This window comes from Pseudomonas sp. VD-NE ins (assembly GCF_031882575.1).
GTDB classification, from domain to species: domain Bacteria; phylum Pseudomonadota; class Gammaproteobacteria; order Pseudomonadales; family Pseudomonadaceae; genus Aquipseudomonas; species Aquipseudomonas fluorescens_BZ.
This window is the reverse complement of the sequence record NZ_CP134772.1, coordinates 5,918,636-5,934,895: the sequence shown is the minus strand read 5'-3', so window position 1 is coordinate 5,934,895 and position 16,260 is coordinate 5,918,636. Positions and strand designations below refer to the sequence as shown.

Here is a 16,260-nt window from a genome sequence, read left to right as displayed (position 1 = left end):
TATTGTCAAGGTTGGACGGGCGGGGAGGTCGGGGCCTTGCCTTGACTGGGGACAAGATCCTCTTTAGACTCTTGATCCCCTAAATTTGGCGGGAATTCGTTCCTGCCATTTTGCTTTTCTTGCAAGACAATAGCGTCGCAAGACAACAGTGGAGCTAGTAGATGGCAACTATCAACCAGCTGGTACGTCAGCCGCGTAAGCGTATCGTCGAGAAATCCGACGTACCTGCGCTGCAGAACTGCCCGCAACGTCGTGGCGTGTGCACCCGTGTGTACACCACTACGCCGAAAAAACCTAACTCGGCACTGCGTAAAGTATGCCGTGTGCGCCTGACCAACGGTTTCGAGGTTTCCTCGTACATCGGTGGTGAAGGTCACAACCTGCAAGAGCACAGCGTGGTACTGATCCGCGGCGGTCGTGTAAAAGACTTGCCAGGTGTTCGTTACCACACCGTTCGCGGCTCCTTGGATACTTCCGGCGTTAAAGGCCGTAACCAGGGTCGTTCGAAGTACGGTACCAAGCGTCCGAAGTAATCGGCCGTTTTGCAGATTTTCATTTTATTGAGTCGATAAGAGTAAGGTCGGGCACGCATCCATTGGATCTGTCCCGAGCTAACCTGAAGACCGCTTGAGGGCTTATCATGCCAAGACGTCGCGTAGCAGCAAAGCGTGAGATTCTGGACGATCCGAAATACGGAAGCCAGATCCTCGCCAAATTCATGAACCACGTTATGGAAAGCGGCAAGAAAGCCGTTGCCGAGCGTATCGTTTATGGTGCCCTGGAAACCGTTGCGACCCGTAAGGCTGGCACCGACCCCCTGGAACTCTTCGAAAAAGCACTCGACGCCATCGCTCCGCTGGTCGAAGTGAAGTCGCGCCGCGTTGGTGGTGCTACTTACCAGGTTCCGGTCGAGGTTCGTCCTTCCCGTCGTAACGCTCTGGCAATGCGCTGGTTGGTAGACTTCGCCCGTAAGCGTGGCGAGAAGTCTATGGCTCTGCGTTTGGCTGGCGAACTGCTGGATGCTGCTGAAGGTAAAGGTGCTGCTGTTAAGAAGCGTGAAGACGTGCACCGTATGGCTGAAGCCAACAAAGCTTTCTCGCACTACCGCTTCTAATTTTAGCTTCACTAATTTTGCGAGGGCTTTATGGCTCGTACTACTCCGATTAGCCGCTACCGTAACATCGGTATCGTCGCTCACGTGGATGCTGGTAAAACCACCACCACCGAGCGCGTCCTTTTTTACACCGGCAAAAGTCACAAAATGGGCGAGGTGCATGATGGCGCCGCGACCACAGACTGGATGGTGCAGGAGCAGGAGCGTGGTATTACCATTACTTCTGCTGCCATCACCGCTTTCTGGAAAGGTTCCGAGAAGCAGTACAAGGACGAGCACCGCTTCAACGTAATCGATACCCCGGGCCACGTTGACTTCACTATTGAAGTTGAACGTTCCCTGCGTGTACTCGACGGCGCTGTCGTTGTGTTCTGCGGTACTTCGGGTGTTGAGCCTCAGTCGGAAACCGTATGGCGTCAAGCCAACAAATACGGTGTTCCACGTCTTGTTTACGTAAACAAGATGGACCGTGCTGGCGCCAACTTCCTGCGCGTGATCGGTCAGATCAAGCAGCGTCTGGGTCACACTCCGGTGCCGATCCAGTTGGCCATCGGTTCCGAAGACAACTTCCAGGGTCAGATCGATCTGATCAACATGCAAGCTGTCTACTGGAACGACTCTGACAAAGGTATGGTCCCTGTTCGCAAGGACATTCCTGCTGAGCTCCAGGAGCTGGCTGAAGAGTGGCGCAACAACATGGTTGAAGCTGCTGCTGAAGCCAACGAAGAGCTGATGAACAAGTACCTGGAAGGCGAAGAGCTGTCGATCGAAGAGATCAAAGCTGCTTTGCGTCAGCGTACTATCGCCGGCGAAATCGTTCTGGCTGTTTGCGGTTCTTCGTTCAAGAACAAGGGTGTTCCCCTGGTTCTCGACGCCGTTATCGACTTCCTGCCTGCACCGACCGACATTCCTGCTATCAAGGGTACTGACCCGGATAACGAGGAAATCGAGCTGGAGCGTCATGCAGACGATGCGGAGCCGTTCTCGGCTCTGGCGTTCAAGATCGCTACCGACCCATTCGTGGGTACTTTGACCTTCGTCCGCGTTTACTCGGGCGTGTTGAACTCCGGCGACGGCGTGATCAACTCGGTTAAAGGCAAGAAAGAGCGCGTGGGTCGTATGGTGCAAATGCACGCAAACGCCCGTGAAGAGATCAAGGAAGTACGCGCTGGTGACATCGCGGCCCTGATCGGCATGAAGGACGTCACCACTGGTGAAACCCTCTGCAACGCTGACAAGCCAATCATCCTGGTTCGCATGGACTTCCCGGAGCCGGTTATTTCGGTTGCCGTAGAGCCTAAGACCAAGGATGACCAGGAAAAAATGGGTATCGCTCTGGGCAAACTTGCTCAGGAAGACCCGTCTTTCCGCGTTAAAACTGATGAAGAGACTGGTCAAACGATCATCTCCGGCATGGGCGAGTTGCACCTGGACATCCTGGTTGACCGGATGCGCCGTGAGTTCAACGTCGAAGCCAACATCGGCAAGCCTCAGGTTTCGTATCGTGAGCGCATCACGAAGAACTGTGAAATCGAAGGCAAGTTCGTTCGTCAGTCCGGCGGTCGTGGTCAGTTCGGCCACTGCTGGATCCGTTTTGCTCCTGCTGACGAAGGTCAGGAAGGTCTGCAATTCGTGAACGAAGTTGTAGGTGGTGTGGTTCCTAAGGAATACATCCCGGCTATCCAGAAGGGTATCGAAGAGCAGATGAAGAACGGCGTTGTTGCCGGCTATCCGCTGATCGGCCTGAAGGCTACCGTGTTCGATGGTTCTTACCACGACGTCGACTCCAACGAGATGGCGTTTAAAGTGGCTGCCTCCATGGCGACCAAGCAACTGGCCCAGAAGGGCGGTGGTGAGTTGCTTGAGCCGATCATGGCTGTAGAGGTTGTTACGCCTGAAGACTATATGGGTGATGTGATGGGCGACCTTAACCGTCGTCGCGGCATGATCCAGGGTATGGAAGACACAGTGTCCGGCAAGGTTATCCGTGCCGAGGTTCCACTGGGTGAGATGTTCGGTTATGCGACCGACGTTCGCTCCATGTCCCAGGGTCGCGCAAGCTACTCTATGGAATTCAAAAAATACGATACGGCTCCGTCGCACATCGTCGAATCCGTAACCAAAAAACAAGGCTGATTCAGCCCCTTTAGGCTAGGAGTTAATTGTCGTGGCTAAAGAAAAATTTGATCGTTCCCTACCGCACGTCAACGTTGGCACCATCGGTCACGTTGACCACGGTAAAACCACTCTGACTGCTGCTCTGACTCGCGTTTGCTCCGAAGTTTTCGGTTCTGCAATCGTCGACTTCGACAAGATCGACAGCGCACCAGAAGAAAAAGCTCGCGGTATCACCATCAACACCGCACACGTTGAGTACAACTCGAAGATCCGTCACTACGCTCACGTTGACTGCCCAGGTCACGCTGACTATGTGAAGAACATGATCACCGGTGCTGCTCAAATGGACGGCGCTATTCTGGTTTGCTCGGCCGCTGATGGTCCGATGCCACAAACCCGTGAGCACATCCTGCTGTCCCGTCAGGTAGGCGTTCCGTACATCGTGGTTTTCCTGAACAAGGCTGACCTGGTAGACGACGCAGAGCTGCTGGAACTGGTTGAGATGGAAGTTCGCGACCTGCTGTCCACCTACGACTTCCCGGGCGATGACACTCCAATCATCATCGGTTCGGCTCGTATGGCGCTGGAAGGCAAAGACGACAACGAAATGGGCACTACCGCTGTCAAGAAGCTGGTAGAGACTCTGGATGCCTACATCCCAGAACCAGTTCGTATGATCGACAAGCCGTTCCTGATGCCAATCGAAGACGTATTCTCGATCTCGGGTCGCGGTACTGTTGTGACTGGTCGTATCGAGCGCGGTATCGTTCGCGTTCAGGATCCGCTGGAAATCGTTGGTCTGCGTGACACCACCGTTACTACTTGCACCGGTGTTGAAATGTTCCGCAAGCTGCTCGACGAAGGTCGTGCTGGCGAGAACTGCGGCGTTCTGCTGCGTGGTACCAAGCGTGACGACGTTGAGCGTGGTCAGGTTCTGGTTAAGCCGGGTTCGGTTAAGCCGCACACCAAGTTCACCGCAGAAGTTTACGTTCTGAGCAAGGAAGAAGGCGGTCGTCACACTCCGTTCTTCAAAGGCTACCGTCCACAGTTCTACTTCCGTACTACTGACGTGACTGGTAACTGCGAGCTGCCAGAAGGCGTTGAAATGGTAATGCCAGGTGACAACATTCAGATGACTGTTACCCTGATCAAAACCATCGCGATGGAAGACGGTCTGCGTTTCGCTATCCGTGAAGGCGGTCGTACCGTCGGCGCTGGCGTCGTAGCCAAAATCATCGAGTAATCTCTTTTATAGAGTTTGCTTGTTGACTTGAAAAAGCCCCCGCTCAGCGGGGGCTTTTTTATTGGGTTGACACCTATCTGGGGCGTCTATAGAATTGCGCCTCCTTTTAACGGGCGTATTGCGCTCGGTGGGAATAGCAGCCGGAGTCTGAAATCCAATGCAAAATCAGCAAATCCGTATCAGGTTGAAGGCTTTCGACCATCGCCTGATCGACCAATCAACCCAGGAAATCGTGGAAACCGCGAAACGTACTGGTGCTCAAGTGCGTGGTCCAATTCCACTGCCTACCCGTAAAGAGCGGTTCACCGTTCTGGTTTCTCCGCACGTCAACAAAGACGCGCGCGACCAGTACGAAATCCGCACTCATAAGCGCGTTCTGGACATCGTCCAGCCAACGGATAAAACCGTTGATGCTCTTATGAAGCTTGATCTTGCGGCCGGTGTGGAAGTGCAGATCAGCCTCGGCTAAGACTCGGTCTTAGTCGTGTAACGCTCTGAAATGGGCGGCCATAGCGGGTGAAAGCCCCGTACACTCATGAGGTTTACAACATGACTATTGGTGTAGTCGGTCGTAAATGCGGTATGACCCGTATTTTCACCGAAGAAGGTGTCTCCATTCCGGTCACGGTCATTGAGATCGAGCCGAATCGCGTCACCCAGTTCAAAACTGAAGAGACCGATGGCTATCGTGCAGTGCAAGTCACTGTCGGCGAGCGTCGTGCTTCGCGTGTAACAGCAGCTCAGGCTGGCCACTTCGCTAAAGCGAACGTTGCCGCTGGTCGCACTACCATGGAATTCCGTCTTGAAGAAGGCGAGTACCAGGCTGGCGATCTGATCAACGCTGAAATCTTCGCCGCTGGTCAACTGGTTGATGTAACCGGTCAGTCCAAGGGTAAAGGCTTCCAGGGTACGATCAAGCGTTGGAATTTCCGCGGGCAAGATAACACCCACGGTAACTCCGTATCCCACCGCGTCCCAGGCTCTATCGGCCAGTGCCAGACTCCTGGTCGTGTATTCAAGGGCAAGAAAATGTCCGGTCATATGGGCGCTGAGCGCGTGACCGTGCAGTCCCTGGAAGTAGTGCGCGTGGACGCTGAACGCAATCTGTTGTTGGTCAAGGGTGCTGTTCCTGGCGCTACTGGCGGCAACCTGGTTGTACGTCCAGCAGCCAAGGCTCGCGGTTAAGGGGAAGCTGACATGCAATTAAATGTAAATGACGCTCAAGCGATCGAAGTTTCCGAACTGACATTTGGCGGCGAATTCAACGAGACGCTGGTTCACCAAGCAGTCGTGGCCTACATGGCTGGCGGCCGTCAAGGTACCAAGCAGCAGAAGACCCGTTCCGACGTTCGTGGTGGCGGTAAGCGCCCATGGCGTCAGAAAGGTACTGGCCGTGCTCGTGCCGGTACTATCCGTAGCCCAATCTGGCGTGGCGGCGGTACCACTTTTGCAGCACGTCCACAGGATCACTCCCAGAAGCTGAACAAGAAGATGTACCGCGCAGCAATGCGTTCCATCCTTGCTGAGCTGGTGCGTACTGATCGTCTGGTCGTGGTTCAGGATTTCGCTGTTGAAACTCCGAAAACCAAAGATCTGCTGGGCAAGCTGAACAACATGAGCCTGACCGACGTTTTGATCGTGTCGGACGCTGTTGATCAGAACCTGTACCTGGCTGCTCGCAACCTGCCGCACGTAGATGTACGTGACGTTCAAGGTTCCGATCCAGTTAGTCTGATCGCATACGACAAGGTGTTGATCACCGTGTCGGCCGTGAAGAAATTCGAGGAGCTGCTGGGATGAACCAGGAACGCGTATTTAAAGTTCTGCTTGGCCCGCACGTTTCCGAGAAGGCTACGGTTCTGGCAGACAAGAAAGGCCAGTTCGTTTTCAAGGTTGCTACTGACGCAACCAAGCTGGAAATCAAGAAGGCCGTCGAAAGCCTGTTCAGCGTGAAAGTAGAGCGCGTCACTACCCTGAATGTTCTGGGTAAGAGCAAGCGCACTGCTCGCGGTCTGGGCAAGCGTAATGACTGGAAGAAGGCAGTTATCTCCCTTCAGCCAGGCCAAGATCTCGATTTCAGCAGCAGTGCTGAGTAAGGAAGGGGTGCATCATGGCAATCGTTAAATGCAAACCGACTTCCCCTGGCCGCCGTTTTGTGGTCAAGGTGGTCAACCAGGAGCTGCATAAAGGCGCTCCTCACGCACCGCTGCTCGAGAAAAAATCGAAGACTGGTGGTCGTAACAACAATGGCCGTATTACCACGCGTCACATCGGTGGTGGTCATAAGCAGCATTATCGTATGGTCGATTTCCGTCGCAACGACAAAGATGGCATCGTCGCCACTGTCGAGCGTATCGAATATGATCCAAACCGTACTGCTCACATCGCACTGCTCTGCTACGCAGACGGCGAGCGCCGCTACATCATCGCCCCTAAAGGCGTGAGTGCTGGCGACCAGCTGATCGCAGGCGCTCTGGCTCCAATCAAGCCAGGCAACGCTCTGCAACTGCGCAACATTCCAGTGGGTTCTACCGTACACGGCATCGAACTGAAGCCAGGTAAAGGCGCACAGATCGCTCGTTCCGCTGGTGCTTCGGCTCAGCTGATCGCTCGTGAAGGCGTTTACGTTACCCTGCGTCTGCGTTCCGGTGAAATGCGTAAAGTACTGGCTGAATGCCGTGCGACCCTGGGCGAAGTCTCGAACTCCGAGCACAGCCTGCGTTCGCTGGGTAAAGCTGGTGCCAAGCGCTGGCGTGGCGTTCGCCCAACCGTTCGTGGTGTTGCCATGAACCCGGTTGACCACCCACATGGTGGTGGTGAAGGTCGTACCTCTGGTGGTCGTCATCCGGTATCGCCATGGGGCTTCCCGACTAAGGGCGCGAAGACTCGTGGTAATAAGCGTACCGACAAAATGATCGTCCGTCGTCGCAAGTAAATAGAGGGATACGACAGTGCCACGTTCTCTGAAAAAAGGTCCTTTTATTGATCTTCACCTACTGAAGAAGATCGAAGTGGCGGCGGAAAAGAACGATCGCAAACCAATTAAGACTTGGTCGCGTCGTTCGATGATCCTGCCACAAATGGTCGGTCTGACCATCGCAGTACACAACGGTCGTCAGCACGTCCCAGTTCTCGTTAACGAAGACATGGTCGGCCACAAACTGGGCGAGTTCGCCGGTACCCGCAACTATCGCGGGCACGTGGCTGACAAGAAAGCCAAGCGTTAAGGGGTTAGGAAATGGAAGTAGCCGCTAAGTTGTCGGGCGCTCGAATCTCCGCCCAGAAAGCCCGCTTGGTCGCCGACCAGATCCGCGGGAAGAAGGTGGGCGAAGCGCTCAACTTGTTGGCTTTCAGCAGTAAGAAAGCCGCCGAGATCATGAAGAAAGTGCTGGAGTCGGCCGTAGCCAACGCCGAGCATAACGAAGGCGCAGACGTTGATGACCTGAAGGTCAGCACCGTTTTCGTCAACGAAGGGCGTTCGCTGAAGCGCATCATGCCACGTGCCAAAGGCCGTGCTGATCGCATCGTCAAGCGGTCTTGCCATATCACTGTCAAGGTTGCTGACAAGTAACGGAGTCGAAGAGATGGGTCAGAAAGTACATCCCATTGGCATTCGCCTGGGAATCGTCAAGGAGCACACCTCCGTCTGGTACGCAGACGGTCGGACTTATGCGGACTACTTGTTCGCAGATCTGAAAGTGCGTGAGTATCTCCAAGACAAACTAAAAAGCGCGTCCGTAAGCCGTATCGATATCCATCGTCCGGCCCAAACTGCACGTATCACCATCCACACCGCTCGTCCAGGTATCGTTATCGGGAAGAAAGGTGAAGATGTTGAGAAACTGCGTCAGGACCTGACCAAGCAAATGGGTGTGCCTGTGCACATCAATATCGAAGAGATCCGCAAGCCGGAGCTCGACGGTATGCTGGTTGCGCAGAGCGTAGCTCAGCAGCTGGAGCGTCGTGTAATGTTCCGTCGCGCTATGAAGCGCGCAGTTCAGAACGCCATGCGCATTGGTGCCAAAGGCATCAAAATCCAAGTGAGCGGTCGTCTCGGCGGTGCTGAAATCGCACGTACTGAATGGTATCGCGAAGGTCGTGTGCCATTGCACACCCTGCGTGCCGACATCGACTATGCCAACTACGAAGCTCACACCACTTACGGTGTGATCGGTGTAAAGGTTTGGATCTTCAAAGGCGAAGTAATTGGTGGTCGCCAAGAAGAGCTGAAACCACAAGCACCAGCGCCTCGTAAAAAAGCTGCTAAGTAAGGGGTACGCCAAATGTTGCAACCTAAGCGTACGAAGTTCCGCAAGCAGATGACAGGCCACAACCGTGGTCTGGCTCAGCGCGGTAGCAAAGTCAGCTTCGGCGAGTTCGCGCTGAAGTCTGTAGCTCGTGGTCGTCTCACCGCTCGTCAGATCGAGTCAGCGCGTCGTGCTCTGACCCGTCACGTTAAACGTGGCGGCAAGATCTGGATCCGTGTATTCCCGGACAAGCCTATTTCCAAAAAGCCCCTCGAAGTTCGTATGGGTAAAGGTAAGGGTAGTGTGGAGTACTGGGTTGCCCAGATTCAGCCAGGCAAAGTCCTGTATGAAATCGAGGGTGTTTCTGAAGAGCTGGCGCGTGAGGCTTTTGCCCTGGCTGCTGCAAAGCTGCCGCTCGCCACCGCCTTTGTTAAACGGACGGTGATGTGATGAAAGCGAATGAACTTCGTGAAAAATCCGCACAGCAGCTGAACGAGCAACTGCTCGGCTTGCTGCGCGACCAGTTCAATCTGCGTATGCAGAAAGCAACTGGCCAGTTGGGGCAGTCTCATCTGCTCTCGCAAGTTAAACGTGACATCGCTCGCGTGAAGACTGTGCTCAACCAGCAGGCAGGTAAGTGATCATGGCTGAAGCCGAAAAAACTGTCCGTACGCTGACTGGCCGTGTTGTCAGCGACAAGATGGACAAAACCATCACCGTACTGATCGAGCGTCGCGTAAAGCACCCGATCTACGGTAAATACGTTAAGCGTTCGACTAAGCTGCACGCGCACGACGAAACCAACCAGTGCCACATCGGCGACAAAGTCACTATTCGTGAAACTCGTCCTATGGCCAAGACTAAGTCTTGGGCGCTGGTTGATGTTCTCGAACGCGCTGTGGAAGTCTAAGGACTAGGGGTCGGAGAAATTATATGATTCAGACTCAATCCATGCTCGATGTGGCCGATAACAGCGGCGCTCGCCGTGTTATGTGCATCAAGGTGCTGGGTGGCTCCCATCGTCGTTACGCTGGTATCGGTGACATCATCAAAGTTACCGTGAAGGAAGCAATTCCTCGCGGTAAGGTGAAAAAAGGCCAAGTGATGACTGCTGTTGTAGTCCGCACTCGTCACGGCGTACGCCGTGCTGATGGCTCCATTATCCGCTTTGATGGCAACGCTGCTGTTCTTCTGAACAACAAGCAAGAGCCGATCGGCACCCGTATCTTTGGGCCAGTGACCCGTGAACTTCGTACTGAGAAGTTCATGAAGATCGTCTCGCTCGCCCCAGAAGTGCTGTAAGGAGATCCGACATGCAAAAGATTCGTCGTGACGACGAGATCATCGTGATCGCCGGCAAAGACAAAGGTAAGCGCGGTAAGGTGCTCAAGGTTCTTGCTAATAACCGTTTGGTTATCAGCGGTCTGAACCTGGTAAAGCGTCATACCAAGCCTAACCCGATGTCGGGCGTGCAAGGCGGTATCGTCGAAAAAGAAGCTCCACTGGACGCTTCTAACGTCGCCATTTTCAACGGCGAAACCAACAAGGCTGACCGCGTTGGTTTCAAAGTAGAAGACGGCAAGAAAATTCGTGTCTTCAAGTCGACCCAAAAAGCGGTTGATGCTTGAACACTGCTAGGTAGAAGACCATGGCACGACTAAAAGAGATTTACTGGAAGGAAATCGCACCGAAGCTTAAGGAAGAACTTAAGCTTTCGAACGTGATGGAAGTTCCACGCGTTACAAAGATCACCCTGAACATGGGTCTGGGCGAAGCTGTTGGTGACAAGAAAGTCATCGAGCATGCTGTTGCTGACCTGGAAAAGATCACCGGCCAAAAAGTCGTTGTGACCTACGCTCGTAAATCTATCGCTGGCTTTAAAGTCCGTGAAGGATGGCCGATCGGCGTCAAAGTGACTCTGCGCCGTGAGCGTATGTATGAATTCCTGGATCGTCTGCTGTCGATCTCCCTGCCTCGGGTTCGCGACTTCCGCGGCCTGAATGCCAAGTCCTTCGATGGTCGTGGCAACTACAGCATGGGCGTGAAAGAGCAGATCATTTTCCCGGAAATCGACTACGACAAGATCGATGCTCTCCGCGGTCTGGACATTACCCTGACCACCACTGCCAAGAACGATGATGAAGGCCGCGCTCTGCTGCGTGCTTTCAAATTCCCGTTCCGCAACTGATTGGAGTAGGAAAATGGCCAAGAAGAGCATGAAAAACCGTGAGCTGAAGCGTCAGCTCACCGTTGCCAAGTACGCCACCAAGCGTGCAGCGCTGAAAGCTATCATCGTTGATCTGAACGCAAGTCCAGAAGCGCGTTGGGAAGCTACCGTAGCTCTGCAGAAGCAACCACGTGACGCAAGCGCTTCGCGCATGCGTAACCGTTGCCGCCTGACTGGTCGTCCGCACGGCGTTTACCGCAAGTTCGGCCTTGGCCGTAACAAGCTGCGTGAAGCTGCAATGCGTGGTGACGTACCAGGTCTGGTTAAAGCCAGCTGGTAATTGCTGTCAAAGTCTCGATGTTCGGGTTCGCAAGAACCTGACCATCGGTGGCCTTGAATCTGAATCAAGCCCCTTTTGGGGCTTGATTCATTTCTGGGGTGTGTCTAGAATGACCGGCTCGCCTGAGCCCGTGTTTTTCATGCCCGGAAGTTCTCGGCGACAAGTAGTAGCCGCAAGGCTAATTTTTCTGTATTAGGAGCGTCTAGCCCATGAGTATGCAGGACCCGTTAGCGGACATGCTAACTCGAATCCGTAATGCCCAGATGGCTGAAAAGTCTGTCGTAAGCATGCCGTCTTCCACGCTGAAGGTGGCTGTAGCAAAAGTCCTGAAGGACGAAGGTTACATCGCGGATTTTCAGATCACCACCGACGCTAAGCCGTCGTTGTCCATCGAGCTGAAGTACTTCGAAGGCCGTCCGGTTATCGAAGAAGTGAAGCGCGTTAGTCGTCCAGGCCTGCGTCAGTACAAGTCCGTTGAAGATCTGCCGAAAGTTCGTGGCGGTCTTGGCGTGTCTATCGTCTCCACCAACAAAGGTGTGATGACGGATCGTGCTGCGCGCGCTGCCGGTGTCGGCGGCGAAGTTCTTTGCACTGTGTTCTAAGGGGGGATAAGCATGTCTCGCGTCGCTAAGAACCCCGTTAAGCTGCCAGCCGGTGTCGAAGTAAAATTCGCAGGCCAACAGCTTTCGGTGAAGGGTGCCAAGGGTACTCTTGAACTGAACATCCATTCGTCCGTTGAGATCGTTGAAGAAGCTGGTGAGCTGCGTTTCGCTGCTCGCAATGGCGATCAACAAACTCGCGCAATGGCCGGTACCACGCGTGCGTTGGTAAACAACATGGTCCAAGGCGTAAGCCAAGGCTTCGAGCGTAAGCTCCAGCTGGTCGGTGTTGGTTACAAGGCGCAAGCAAAAGGCACGGTTCTGAACCTGGCCCTTGGCTTCTCGCACCCAGTGGATTACGAACTGCCGGAAGGCATCACCGCTGAGACTCCTAGCCAGACCGATATCCTGATCAAGGGCATCGACAAGCAGCTGGTAGGTCAAGTGGCCGCTGAGATCCGCGACTTCCGTCCACCAGAGCCGTACAAAGGCAAAGGTGTGCGCTACGCGGACGAAGTCGTCCGTCGTAAAGAAGCCAAGAAGAAGTAGGGCATAGCAAATGACCGACAAAAAAGTTACTCGACTGCGTCGCGCTCGCAAAGCACGCCTGAAAATGCACGAACTAGAAGTCGTGCGTCTCTGCGTGTTCCGCTCGTCGCAGCACATCTACGCCCAGGTCATCTCGGCCGACGGCAACAAAGTCCTGGCAAGCGCCTCGACTTTGGATAAAGAACTGCGTGATGGCGCCACTGGCAACATCGACGCGGCCACAAAGGTTGGCCAGCTGGTCGCTACGCGTGCTAAGGCCGCTGGCGTCTCGCAAGTGGCTTTCGACCGCTCTGGCTTCAAGTACCACGGCCGCGTTAAAGCGCTGGCTGATGCTGCTCGTGAAGCTGGGCTGGAGTTCTAAGTTATGTCAAATAACGACCAAAAGCGCGACGAAGGCTACATTGAGAAGCTGGTTCAAGTTAACCGCGTAGCCAAAACCGTTAAAGGCGGCCGTATCTTCACTTTCACCGCGTTGACCGTGGTTGGTGATGGTAAAGGGCGTGTTGGCTTCGGCCGTGGCAAGTCGCGTGAAGTGCCTGCTGCGATCCAGAAGGCAATGGAAGCTGCTCGCCGCAACATGATCCAAGTTGATCTGAACGGCACCACTCTGCAGTACGCTATGAAGTCCGCTCACGGCGCTTCGAAGGTGTACATGCAGCCTGCTTCTGAAGGTACTGGTATCATCGCTGGCGGCGCTATGCGTGCTGTCCTCGAGGTTGCTGGCGTTCAGAACGTTCTGGCCAAATGCTACGGCTCGACTAACCCGGTAAACGTGGTTCACGCCACTTTCAAAGGTTTGAAAGCTATGCAGTCTCCTGAATCCATTGCTGCCAAGCGTGGCAAAAGCGTCAAGGAGATCTTCTGATCATGGCTACCGTTAAAGTAACGCTGATCAAAAGCATGACCGGCCGCATCCCTAACCACAAACTGTGCGTTAAGGGTCTGGGTCTGCGTCGCATCGGTCACACTGTAGAAGTCCAGGATACTCCCGAGAATCGCGGGATGATCAACAAGGCTTACTACATGCTGCGTGTCGAGGGTTAATCGATGAAACTCAATGATCTGAGTCCAGCGCCGGGTTCCCGTCGCGAAAAGCATCGTCCGGGCCGTGGTATCGGTAGCGGTTTGGGTAAGACTGGTGGCCGTGGTCACAAAGGTCAGACCTCCCGCTCCGGTGGCACCATTGCTCCAGGCTTTGAAGGCGGTCAACAGCCGCTGCATCGTCGCCTGCCGAAGTTCGGTTTCGTTTCCCTGAAAGCCATGGACCGCGCAGAAGTGCGTCTGTCCGAGCTGGCTAAAGTGGAAGGCGACATCGTCACCGTGCAGTCCCTGAAAGATGCCAATGTGATCAACGTCAACGTACAGCGTGTGAAAATCATGCTGTCCGGTGAAGTGACTCGCGCTGTCACTATCGGCAAGGGAATCGGCGCCACCAAAGGTGCGCGTGCGGCTATCGAAGCAGCTGGCGGCAAGTTCGAGGAATAAATGGCTAAGCAAGGTGCTCTCTCTGCGCTCGGCAAAGGCGGTATGTCTGAACTCTGGGCTCGTCTGCGTTTTCTGTTCCTGGCGATTATCGTCTACCGAATAGGCGCACACATCCCGGTTCCAGGTATCAACCCGGACCGACTCGCAGACCTGTTTCGACAGAATGAGGGGACCATTCTTAGCTTGTTCAATATGTTCTCCGGCGGTGCGCTGGAACGGATGAGCATCTTTGCACTGGGGATCATGCCGTACATTTCGGCATCGATCATCATGCAACTGATGACAGCCGTCAGCCCGCAGCTGGAGCAGTTGAAGAAGGAAGGTGAAGCTGGCCGTCGCAAGATCAGCCAGTACACCCGCTACGGCACCGTCGTCCTCGCTCTCGTTCAGGCTATTGGCATGTCCATTGGTCTGGCGGGGCAGGGCGTTGCGTTCACTGGTGACTTTGGCTTCCATTTCGTCGCGGTATCCACTTTTGTGGCTGGTGCGATGTTCATGATGTGGCTGGGTGAGCAGATTACTGAGCGTGGTGTAGGCAACGGTATCTCGATGTTGATTTTTTCGGGTATCGTCGCCGGTCTTCCGAGAGCAATCGGGCAGTCTTTCGAGTCTGCGCGTCAGGGTGATATCAACATCTTCGCCTTGGTTGCCATCGGTTTGCTGGCAGTAGCGATTATCGGTTTCGTGGTGTTCATTGAGCGTGGTCAGCGTCGTATCGCTGTTCACTACGCCAAGCGTCAGCAGGGCCGCAAGGTTTTTGCTGCGCAGACTAGCCACCTGCCGTTGAAGGTGAACATGGCCGGTGTTATTCCGGCTATTTTCGCGAGCAGCATTTTGCTGTTCCCGGCTTCGTTGGGTGCCTGGTTCGGTCAGTCTGAAGGTATGGGCTGGTTGCAGGACATCTCGCAGTCGATCGCTCCTGGTCAGCCGTTGAATATTCTGCTGTTTAGTGCAGGGATTATTTTCTTCTGCTTCTTCTATACGGCGTTGATGTTCAATCCGAAAGACGTAGCGGAAAACCTGAAGAAGTCCGGTGCCTTTATTCCGGGCATCCGTCCAGGTGAGCAGTCCGCACGCTATATTGATGGCGTTCTGACTCGCTTGACCATGTTCGGTGCTCTTTACATGACGGCCGTGTGCCTGTTGCCCCAGTTCCTGGTGGTTGCAGCAAACGTTCCGTTCTACCTTGGCGGGACCTCGTTGCTGATCGTGGTCGTGGTTGTGATGGACTTCATGTCCCAAGTACAATCGCACCTCGTTTCGCACCAGTACGAATCCCTGATGAAGAAAGCCAACCTGAAGGGTTACGGCAGCGGCATGTTGCGCTGAGTACCCATAAGGTTCGAGGAGTTGGTGATGAAAGTTCGTGCATCGGTGAAAAAGCTGTGCCGTAACTGCAAGATTATTCGCCGCGAAGGTGTTGTTCGAGTAATTTGCAGCGCGGAACCGCGTCACAAACAGCGCCAAGGCTGAGTGTGATTGTGCTTCAAGCCCGGTAGCTAGTGCGCTACCGGGTTGATTATTTGTTATTACAGCGATATTATCTCGCGCCCTATTTCTTGGCTTCCGGGGCGTAGGTAGCTGTCAATTGGAGTCCCACTGAATGGCCCGTATTGCAGGCGTTAACATTCCAGATAACAAGCATACTGTTATCTCGCTGACCTACATCTATGGTGTTGGTCGCACTACTGCGCAGAAAATTTGCGCAGAGACTGGGGTAAACCCAGCCGCAAAGATCAAAGATCTGAGCGACGAGCAGATTGAGCAGTTGCGTGGCGAAGTGGCGAAGTTCACCACTGAAGGTGACCTGCGTCGCGAAATCAACATGAAAATCAAGCGTTTGATGGACCTCGGTTGCTACCGTGGTCTGCGTCATCGTCGTGGTCTTCCAGTGCGCGGTCAGCGTACCAAGACTAACGCGCGTACCCGTAAAGGTCCGCGTAAGCCGATCCGCAAGTAATCGCCCACGCGAATCGACAGGAAATTAATCATGGCAAAACCTGCTGCTCGTCCTCGTAAAAAAGTTAAAAAGACAGTGGTTGATGGCATCGCCCACATCCATGCTTCTTTTAACAACACCATCGTGACCATCACCGACCGTCAAGGTAACGCGCTTTCTTGGGCTACCTCCGGTGGTTCGGGTTTCCGCGGTTCCCGCAAGTCCACCCCGTTTGCTGCTCAAGTAGCTGCTGAACGTGCTGGTCAAGCTGCGCTGGAATATGGCCTGAAAAACCTCGACGTTAACGTCAAAGGTCCAGGTCCAGGTCGTGAGTCTGCTGTCCGTGCATTGAACGGCTGTGGCTATAAGATCGCCAGCATCACCGACGTGACGCCAATCCCGCACAACGGGTGCCGTCCGCCGAAGAAGCGCCGCGTGTAATCCAGGAGATTGTAAAGA

The 16,260-nt window shown here is 54.3% G+C and carries 29 protein-coding genes; all 29 read left to right on the top strand.

Annotated features, from left to right (window positions below; translation table 11 throughout):
* Nucleotides 1-161: 161 nt before the first annotated feature.
* On the top strand, nt 162-533 hold the full coding sequence (gene rpsL, locus RMV17_RS26550; protein WP_003186084.1) for a 30S ribosomal protein S12: 372 nt from the start codon (nt 162-164) through the stop codon (nt 531-533).
* 107 nt (nt 534-640) lie between these two features.
* A complete protein-coding gene (gene rpsG, locus RMV17_RS26545) occupies nt 641-1,114 on the top strand; it encodes a 30S ribosomal protein S7 (protein ID WP_007916467.1) in 474 nt (157 codons plus the stop codon).
* A 30-nt stretch (nt 1,115-1,144) separates the two neighbouring features.
* On the top strand, nt 1,145-3,250 hold the full coding sequence (fusA, locus tag RMV17_RS26540; RefSeq protein ID WP_016984188.1) for an elongation factor G: 2,106 nt from the start codon (nt 1,145-1,147) through the stop codon (nt 3,248-3,250).
* 31 nt (nt 3,251-3,281) lie between these two features.
* The gene (gene tuf, locus RMV17_RS26535) at nt 3,282-4,475 is read left to right on the top strand and encodes an elongation factor Tu (protein WP_064361246.1); all 1,194 of its coding nucleotides are present in this window, start codon (nt 3,282-3,284) and stop codon (nt 4,473-4,475) included.
* 157 nt (nt 4,476-4,632) lie between these two features.
* Entirely contained in the window at nt 4,633-4,944 is a 312-nt protein-coding gene (rpsJ, locus tag RMV17_RS26530; RefSeq protein ID WP_003186070.1) for a 30S ribosomal protein S10, read from the top strand.
* An 80-nt stretch (nt 4,945-5,024) separates the two neighbouring features.
* Nucleotides 5,025-5,660, top strand: coding sequence for a 50S ribosomal protein L3 (gene rplC, locus RMV17_RS26525; protein ID WP_003228738.1), 636 nt, complete (start codon nt 5,025-5,027; stop codon nt 5,658-5,660).
* A 12-nt stretch (nt 5,661-5,672) separates the two neighbouring features.
* Nucleotides 5,673-6,275, top strand: a complete 603-nt coding sequence (rplD, locus tag RMV17_RS26520) for a 50S ribosomal protein L4 (RefSeq protein WP_007918468.1) — start codon at nt 5,673-5,675, stop codon at nt 6,273-6,275.
* A complete protein-coding gene (rplW, locus tag RMV17_RS26515; protein ID WP_002555488.1) occupies nt 6,272-6,571 on the top strand; it encodes a 50S ribosomal protein L23 in 300 nt (99 codons plus the stop codon). Before rplD ends, rplW begins: the two co-directional genes overlap by 4 nt.
* A 14-nt stretch (nt 6,572-6,585) precedes the next feature.
* Nucleotides 6,586-7,410: a 50S ribosomal protein L2 gene (gene rplB / locus RMV17_RS26510; RefSeq protein WP_003228734.1), complete on the top strand. Its 825-nt coding sequence runs from the start codon at nt 6,586-6,588 to the stop codon at nt 7,408-7,410.
* A gap of 16 nt (nt 7,411-7,426) precedes the next feature.
* A complete protein-coding gene (rpsS, locus tag RMV17_RS26505; protein ID WP_011336172.1) occupies nt 7,427-7,702 on the top strand; it encodes a 30S ribosomal protein S19 in 276 nt (91 codons plus the stop codon).
* A gap of 11 nt (nt 7,703-7,713) precedes the next feature.
* Nucleotides 7,714-8,046, top strand: a complete 333-nt coding sequence (rplV, locus tag RMV17_RS26500) for a 50S ribosomal protein L22 (RefSeq protein WP_003103908.1) — start codon at nt 7,714-7,716, stop codon at nt 8,044-8,046.
* Nucleotides 8,047-8,059: 13 nt separating this feature from the next.
* Entirely contained in the window at nt 8,060-8,746 is a 687-nt protein-coding gene (gene rpsC / locus RMV17_RS26495) for a 30S ribosomal protein S3 (RefSeq protein ID WP_003176422.1), read from the top strand.
* Between the two features lie 12 nt (nt 8,747-8,758).
* Nucleotides 8,759-9,172 carry a 50S ribosomal protein L16 gene (gene rplP, locus RMV17_RS26490; protein ID WP_007896757.1) on the top strand — a complete coding sequence of 138 codons (414 nt, stop codon included), beginning with the start codon at nt 8,759-8,761 and terminating at the stop codon, nt 9,170-9,172.
* Nucleotides 9,172-9,363, top strand: a complete 192-nt coding sequence (rpmC, locus tag RMV17_RS26485; RefSeq protein ID WP_002555481.1) for a 50S ribosomal protein L29 — start codon at nt 9,172-9,174, stop codon at nt 9,361-9,363. Before rplP ends, rpmC begins: the two co-directional genes overlap by 1 nt.
* 2 nt (nt 9,364-9,365) lie before the next feature.
* Nucleotides 9,366-9,632 (top strand): 30S ribosomal protein S17, encoded by a 267-nt coding sequence (gene rpsQ, locus RMV17_RS26480; RefSeq protein ID WP_003194644.1) that lies wholly within the window; start codon nt 9,366-9,368, stop codon nt 9,630-9,632.
* Between the two features lie 23 nt (nt 9,633-9,655).
* Nucleotides 9,656-10,024, top strand: coding sequence for a 50S ribosomal protein L14 (rplN, locus tag RMV17_RS26475; RefSeq protein WP_002555479.1), 369 nt, complete (start codon nt 9,656-9,658; stop codon nt 10,022-10,024).
* Nucleotides 10,025-10,035: 11 nt separating this feature from the next.
* On the top strand, nt 10,036-10,350 hold the full coding sequence (gene rplX / locus RMV17_RS26470; RefSeq protein WP_008081905.1) for a 50S ribosomal protein L24: 315 nt from the start codon (nt 10,036-10,038) through the stop codon (nt 10,348-10,350).
* 20 nt (nt 10,351-10,370) lie between these two features.
* A complete protein-coding gene (gene rplE, locus RMV17_RS26465; RefSeq protein ID WP_003176415.1) occupies nt 10,371-10,910 on the top strand; it encodes a 50S ribosomal protein L5 in 540 nt (179 codons plus the stop codon).
* Between the two features lie 13 nt (nt 10,911-10,923).
* A complete protein-coding gene (gene rpsN, locus RMV17_RS26460) occupies nt 10,924-11,229 on the top strand; it encodes a 30S ribosomal protein S14 (protein WP_003228726.1) in 306 nt (101 codons plus the stop codon).
* A 209-nt stretch (nt 11,230-11,438) separates the two neighbouring features.
* Nucleotides 11,439-11,831 carry a 30S ribosomal protein S8 gene (gene rpsH, locus RMV17_RS26455; protein ID WP_007918458.1) on the top strand — a complete coding sequence of 131 codons (393 nt, stop codon included), beginning with the start codon at nt 11,439-11,441 and terminating at the stop codon, nt 11,829-11,831.
* Between the two features lie 12 nt (nt 11,832-11,843).
* On the top strand, nt 11,844-12,377 hold the full coding sequence (gene rplF / locus RMV17_RS26450; RefSeq protein WP_003176412.1) for a 50S ribosomal protein L6: 534 nt from the start codon (nt 11,844-11,846) through the stop codon (nt 12,375-12,377).
* A 10-nt stretch (nt 12,378-12,387) separates the two neighbouring features.
* Nucleotides 12,388-12,738 carry a 50S ribosomal protein L18 gene (gene rplR / locus RMV17_RS26445; RefSeq protein ID WP_003186037.1) on the top strand — a complete coding sequence of 117 codons (351 nt, stop codon included), beginning with the start codon at nt 12,388-12,390 and terminating at the stop codon, nt 12,736-12,738.
* 3 nt (nt 12,739-12,741) lie between these two features.
* The gene (gene rpsE, locus RMV17_RS26440) at nt 12,742-13,242 is read left to right on the top strand and encodes a 30S ribosomal protein S5 (RefSeq protein ID WP_003186035.1); all 501 of its coding nucleotides are present in this window, start codon (nt 12,742-12,744) and stop codon (nt 13,240-13,242) included.
* 2 nt (nt 13,243-13,244) lie between these two features.
* The gene (gene rpmD / locus RMV17_RS26435; protein WP_003176408.1) at nt 13,245-13,421 is read left to right on the top strand and encodes a 50S ribosomal protein L30; all 177 of its coding nucleotides are present in this window, start codon (nt 13,245-13,247) and stop codon (nt 13,419-13,421) included.
* A gap of 3 nt (nt 13,422-13,424) precedes the next feature.
* Entirely contained in the window at nt 13,425-13,862 is a 438-nt protein-coding gene (gene rplO / locus RMV17_RS26430; RefSeq protein WP_003228720.1) for a 50S ribosomal protein L15, read from the top strand.
* The gene (gene secY / locus RMV17_RS26425) at nt 13,863-15,191 is read left to right on the top strand and encodes a preprotein translocase subunit SecY (RefSeq protein WP_003228718.1); all 1,329 of its coding nucleotides are present in this window, start codon (nt 13,863-13,865) and stop codon (nt 15,189-15,191) included.
* 27 nt (nt 15,192-15,218) lie between these two features.
* Nucleotides 15,219-15,335, top strand: a complete 117-nt coding sequence (rpmJ, locus tag RMV17_RS26420; RefSeq protein WP_002555468.1) for a 50S ribosomal protein L36 — start codon at nt 15,219-15,221, stop codon at nt 15,333-15,335.
* Between the two features lie 130 nt (nt 15,336-15,465).
* Nucleotides 15,466-15,822, top strand: a complete 357-nt coding sequence (gene rpsM / locus RMV17_RS26415; RefSeq protein ID WP_009045849.1) for a 30S ribosomal protein S13 — start codon at nt 15,466-15,468, stop codon at nt 15,820-15,822.
* A gap of 30 nt (nt 15,823-15,852) precedes the next feature.
* Complete coding sequence (gene rpsK, locus RMV17_RS26410) at nt 15,853-16,242, top strand: 30S ribosomal protein S11 (RefSeq protein ID WP_002555466.1); 390 nt, start codon at nt 15,853-15,855, stop codon at nt 16,240-16,242.
* Nucleotides 16,243-16,260: the final 18 nt, after the last annotated feature.

Bases quoted from the DNA above. Each gene is read 5' to 3' on its own strand.
- rpmJ (WP_002555468.1), top strand. From the start codon at position 15,219: ATGAAAGTTCGTGCATCGGTGAAAAAGCTGTGCCGTAACTGCAAGATT.
- rpsE (WP_003186035.1), top strand. From the start codon at position 12,742: ATGTCAAATAACGACCAAAAGCGCGACGAAGGCTACATTGAGAAGCTG.
- rplV (WP_003103908.1), top strand. From the start codon at position 7,714: ATGGAAGTAGCCGCTAAGTTGTCGGGCGCTCGAATCTCCGCCCAGAAA.
- rpsC (WP_003176422.1), top strand. From the start codon at position 8,060: ATGGGTCAGAAAGTACATCCCATTGGCATTCGCCTGGGAATCGTCAAG.
- rpsK (WP_002555466.1), top strand. From the start codon at position 15,853: ATGGCAAAACCTGCTGCTCGTCCTCGTAAAAAAGTTAAAAAGACAGTG.
- rplO (WP_003228720.1), top strand. From the start codon at position 13,425: ATGAAACTCAATGATCTGAGTCCAGCGCCGGGTTCCCGTCGCGAAAAG.
- secY (WP_003228718.1), top strand. From the start codon at position 13,863: ATGGCTAAGCAAGGTGCTCTCTCTGCGCTCGGCAAAGGCGGTATGTCT.
- rplP (WP_007896757.1), top strand. From the start codon at position 8,759: ATGTTGCAACCTAAGCGTACGAAGTTCCGCAAGCAGATGACAGGCCAC.
- rplE (WP_003176415.1), top strand. From the start codon at position 10,371: ATGGCACGACTAAAAGAGATTTACTGGAAGGAAATCGCACCGAAGCTT.
- rplX (WP_008081905.1), top strand. From the start codon at position 10,036: ATGCAAAAGATTCGTCGTGACGACGAGATCATCGTGATCGCCGGCAAA.
- rplN (WP_002555479.1), top strand. From the start codon at position 9,656: ATGATTCAGACTCAATCCATGCTCGATGTGGCCGATAACAGCGGCGCT.
- rplD (WP_007918468.1), top strand. From the start codon at position 5,673: ATGCAATTAAATGTAAATGACGCTCAAGCGATCGAAGTTTCCGAACTG.
- rpsQ (WP_003194644.1), top strand. From the start codon at position 9,366: ATGGCTGAAGCCGAAAAAACTGTCCGTACGCTGACTGGCCGTGTTGTC.
- rpsJ (WP_003186070.1), top strand. From the start codon at position 4,633: ATGCAAAATCAGCAAATCCGTATCAGGTTGAAGGCTTTCGACCATCGC.
- rpsH (WP_007918458.1), top strand. From the start codon at position 11,439: ATGAGTATGCAGGACCCGTTAGCGGACATGCTAACTCGAATCCGTAAT.
- rpsM (WP_009045849.1), top strand. From the start codon at position 15,466: ATGGCCCGTATTGCAGGCGTTAACATTCCAGATAACAAGCATACTGTT.
- rplF (WP_003176412.1), top strand. From the start codon at position 11,844: ATGTCTCGCGTCGCTAAGAACCCCGTTAAGCTGCCAGCCGGTGTCGAA.
- rpsG (WP_007916467.1), top strand. From the start codon at position 641: ATGCCAAGACGTCGCGTAGCAGCAAAGCGTGAGATTCTGGACGATCCG.
- rplW (WP_002555488.1), top strand. From the start codon at position 6,272: ATGAACCAGGAACGCGTATTTAAAGTTCTGCTTGGCCCGCACGTTTCC.
- rpmC (WP_002555481.1), top strand. From the start codon at position 9,172: ATGAAAGCGAATGAACTTCGTGAAAAATCCGCACAGCAGCTGAACGAG.
- rplR (WP_003186037.1), top strand. From the start codon at position 12,388: ATGACCGACAAAAAAGTTACTCGACTGCGTCGCGCTCGCAAAGCACGC.
- fusA (WP_016984188.1), top strand. From the start codon at position 1,145: ATGGCTCGTACTACTCCGATTAGCCGCTACCGTAACATCGGTATCGTC.
- rplC (WP_003228738.1), top strand. From the start codon at position 5,025: ATGACTATTGGTGTAGTCGGTCGTAAATGCGGTATGACCCGTATTTTC.
- rpsN (WP_003228726.1), top strand. From the start codon at position 10,924: ATGGCCAAGAAGAGCATGAAAAACCGTGAGCTGAAGCGTCAGCTCACC.
- rplB (WP_003228734.1), top strand. From the start codon at position 6,586: ATGGCAATCGTTAAATGCAAACCGACTTCCCCTGGCCGCCGTTTTGTG.
- rpmD (WP_003176408.1), top strand. From the start codon at position 13,245: ATGGCTACCGTTAAAGTAACGCTGATCAAAAGCATGACCGGCCGCATC.
- rpsL (WP_003186084.1), top strand. From the start codon at position 162: ATGGCAACTATCAACCAGCTGGTACGTCAGCCGCGTAAGCGTATCGTC.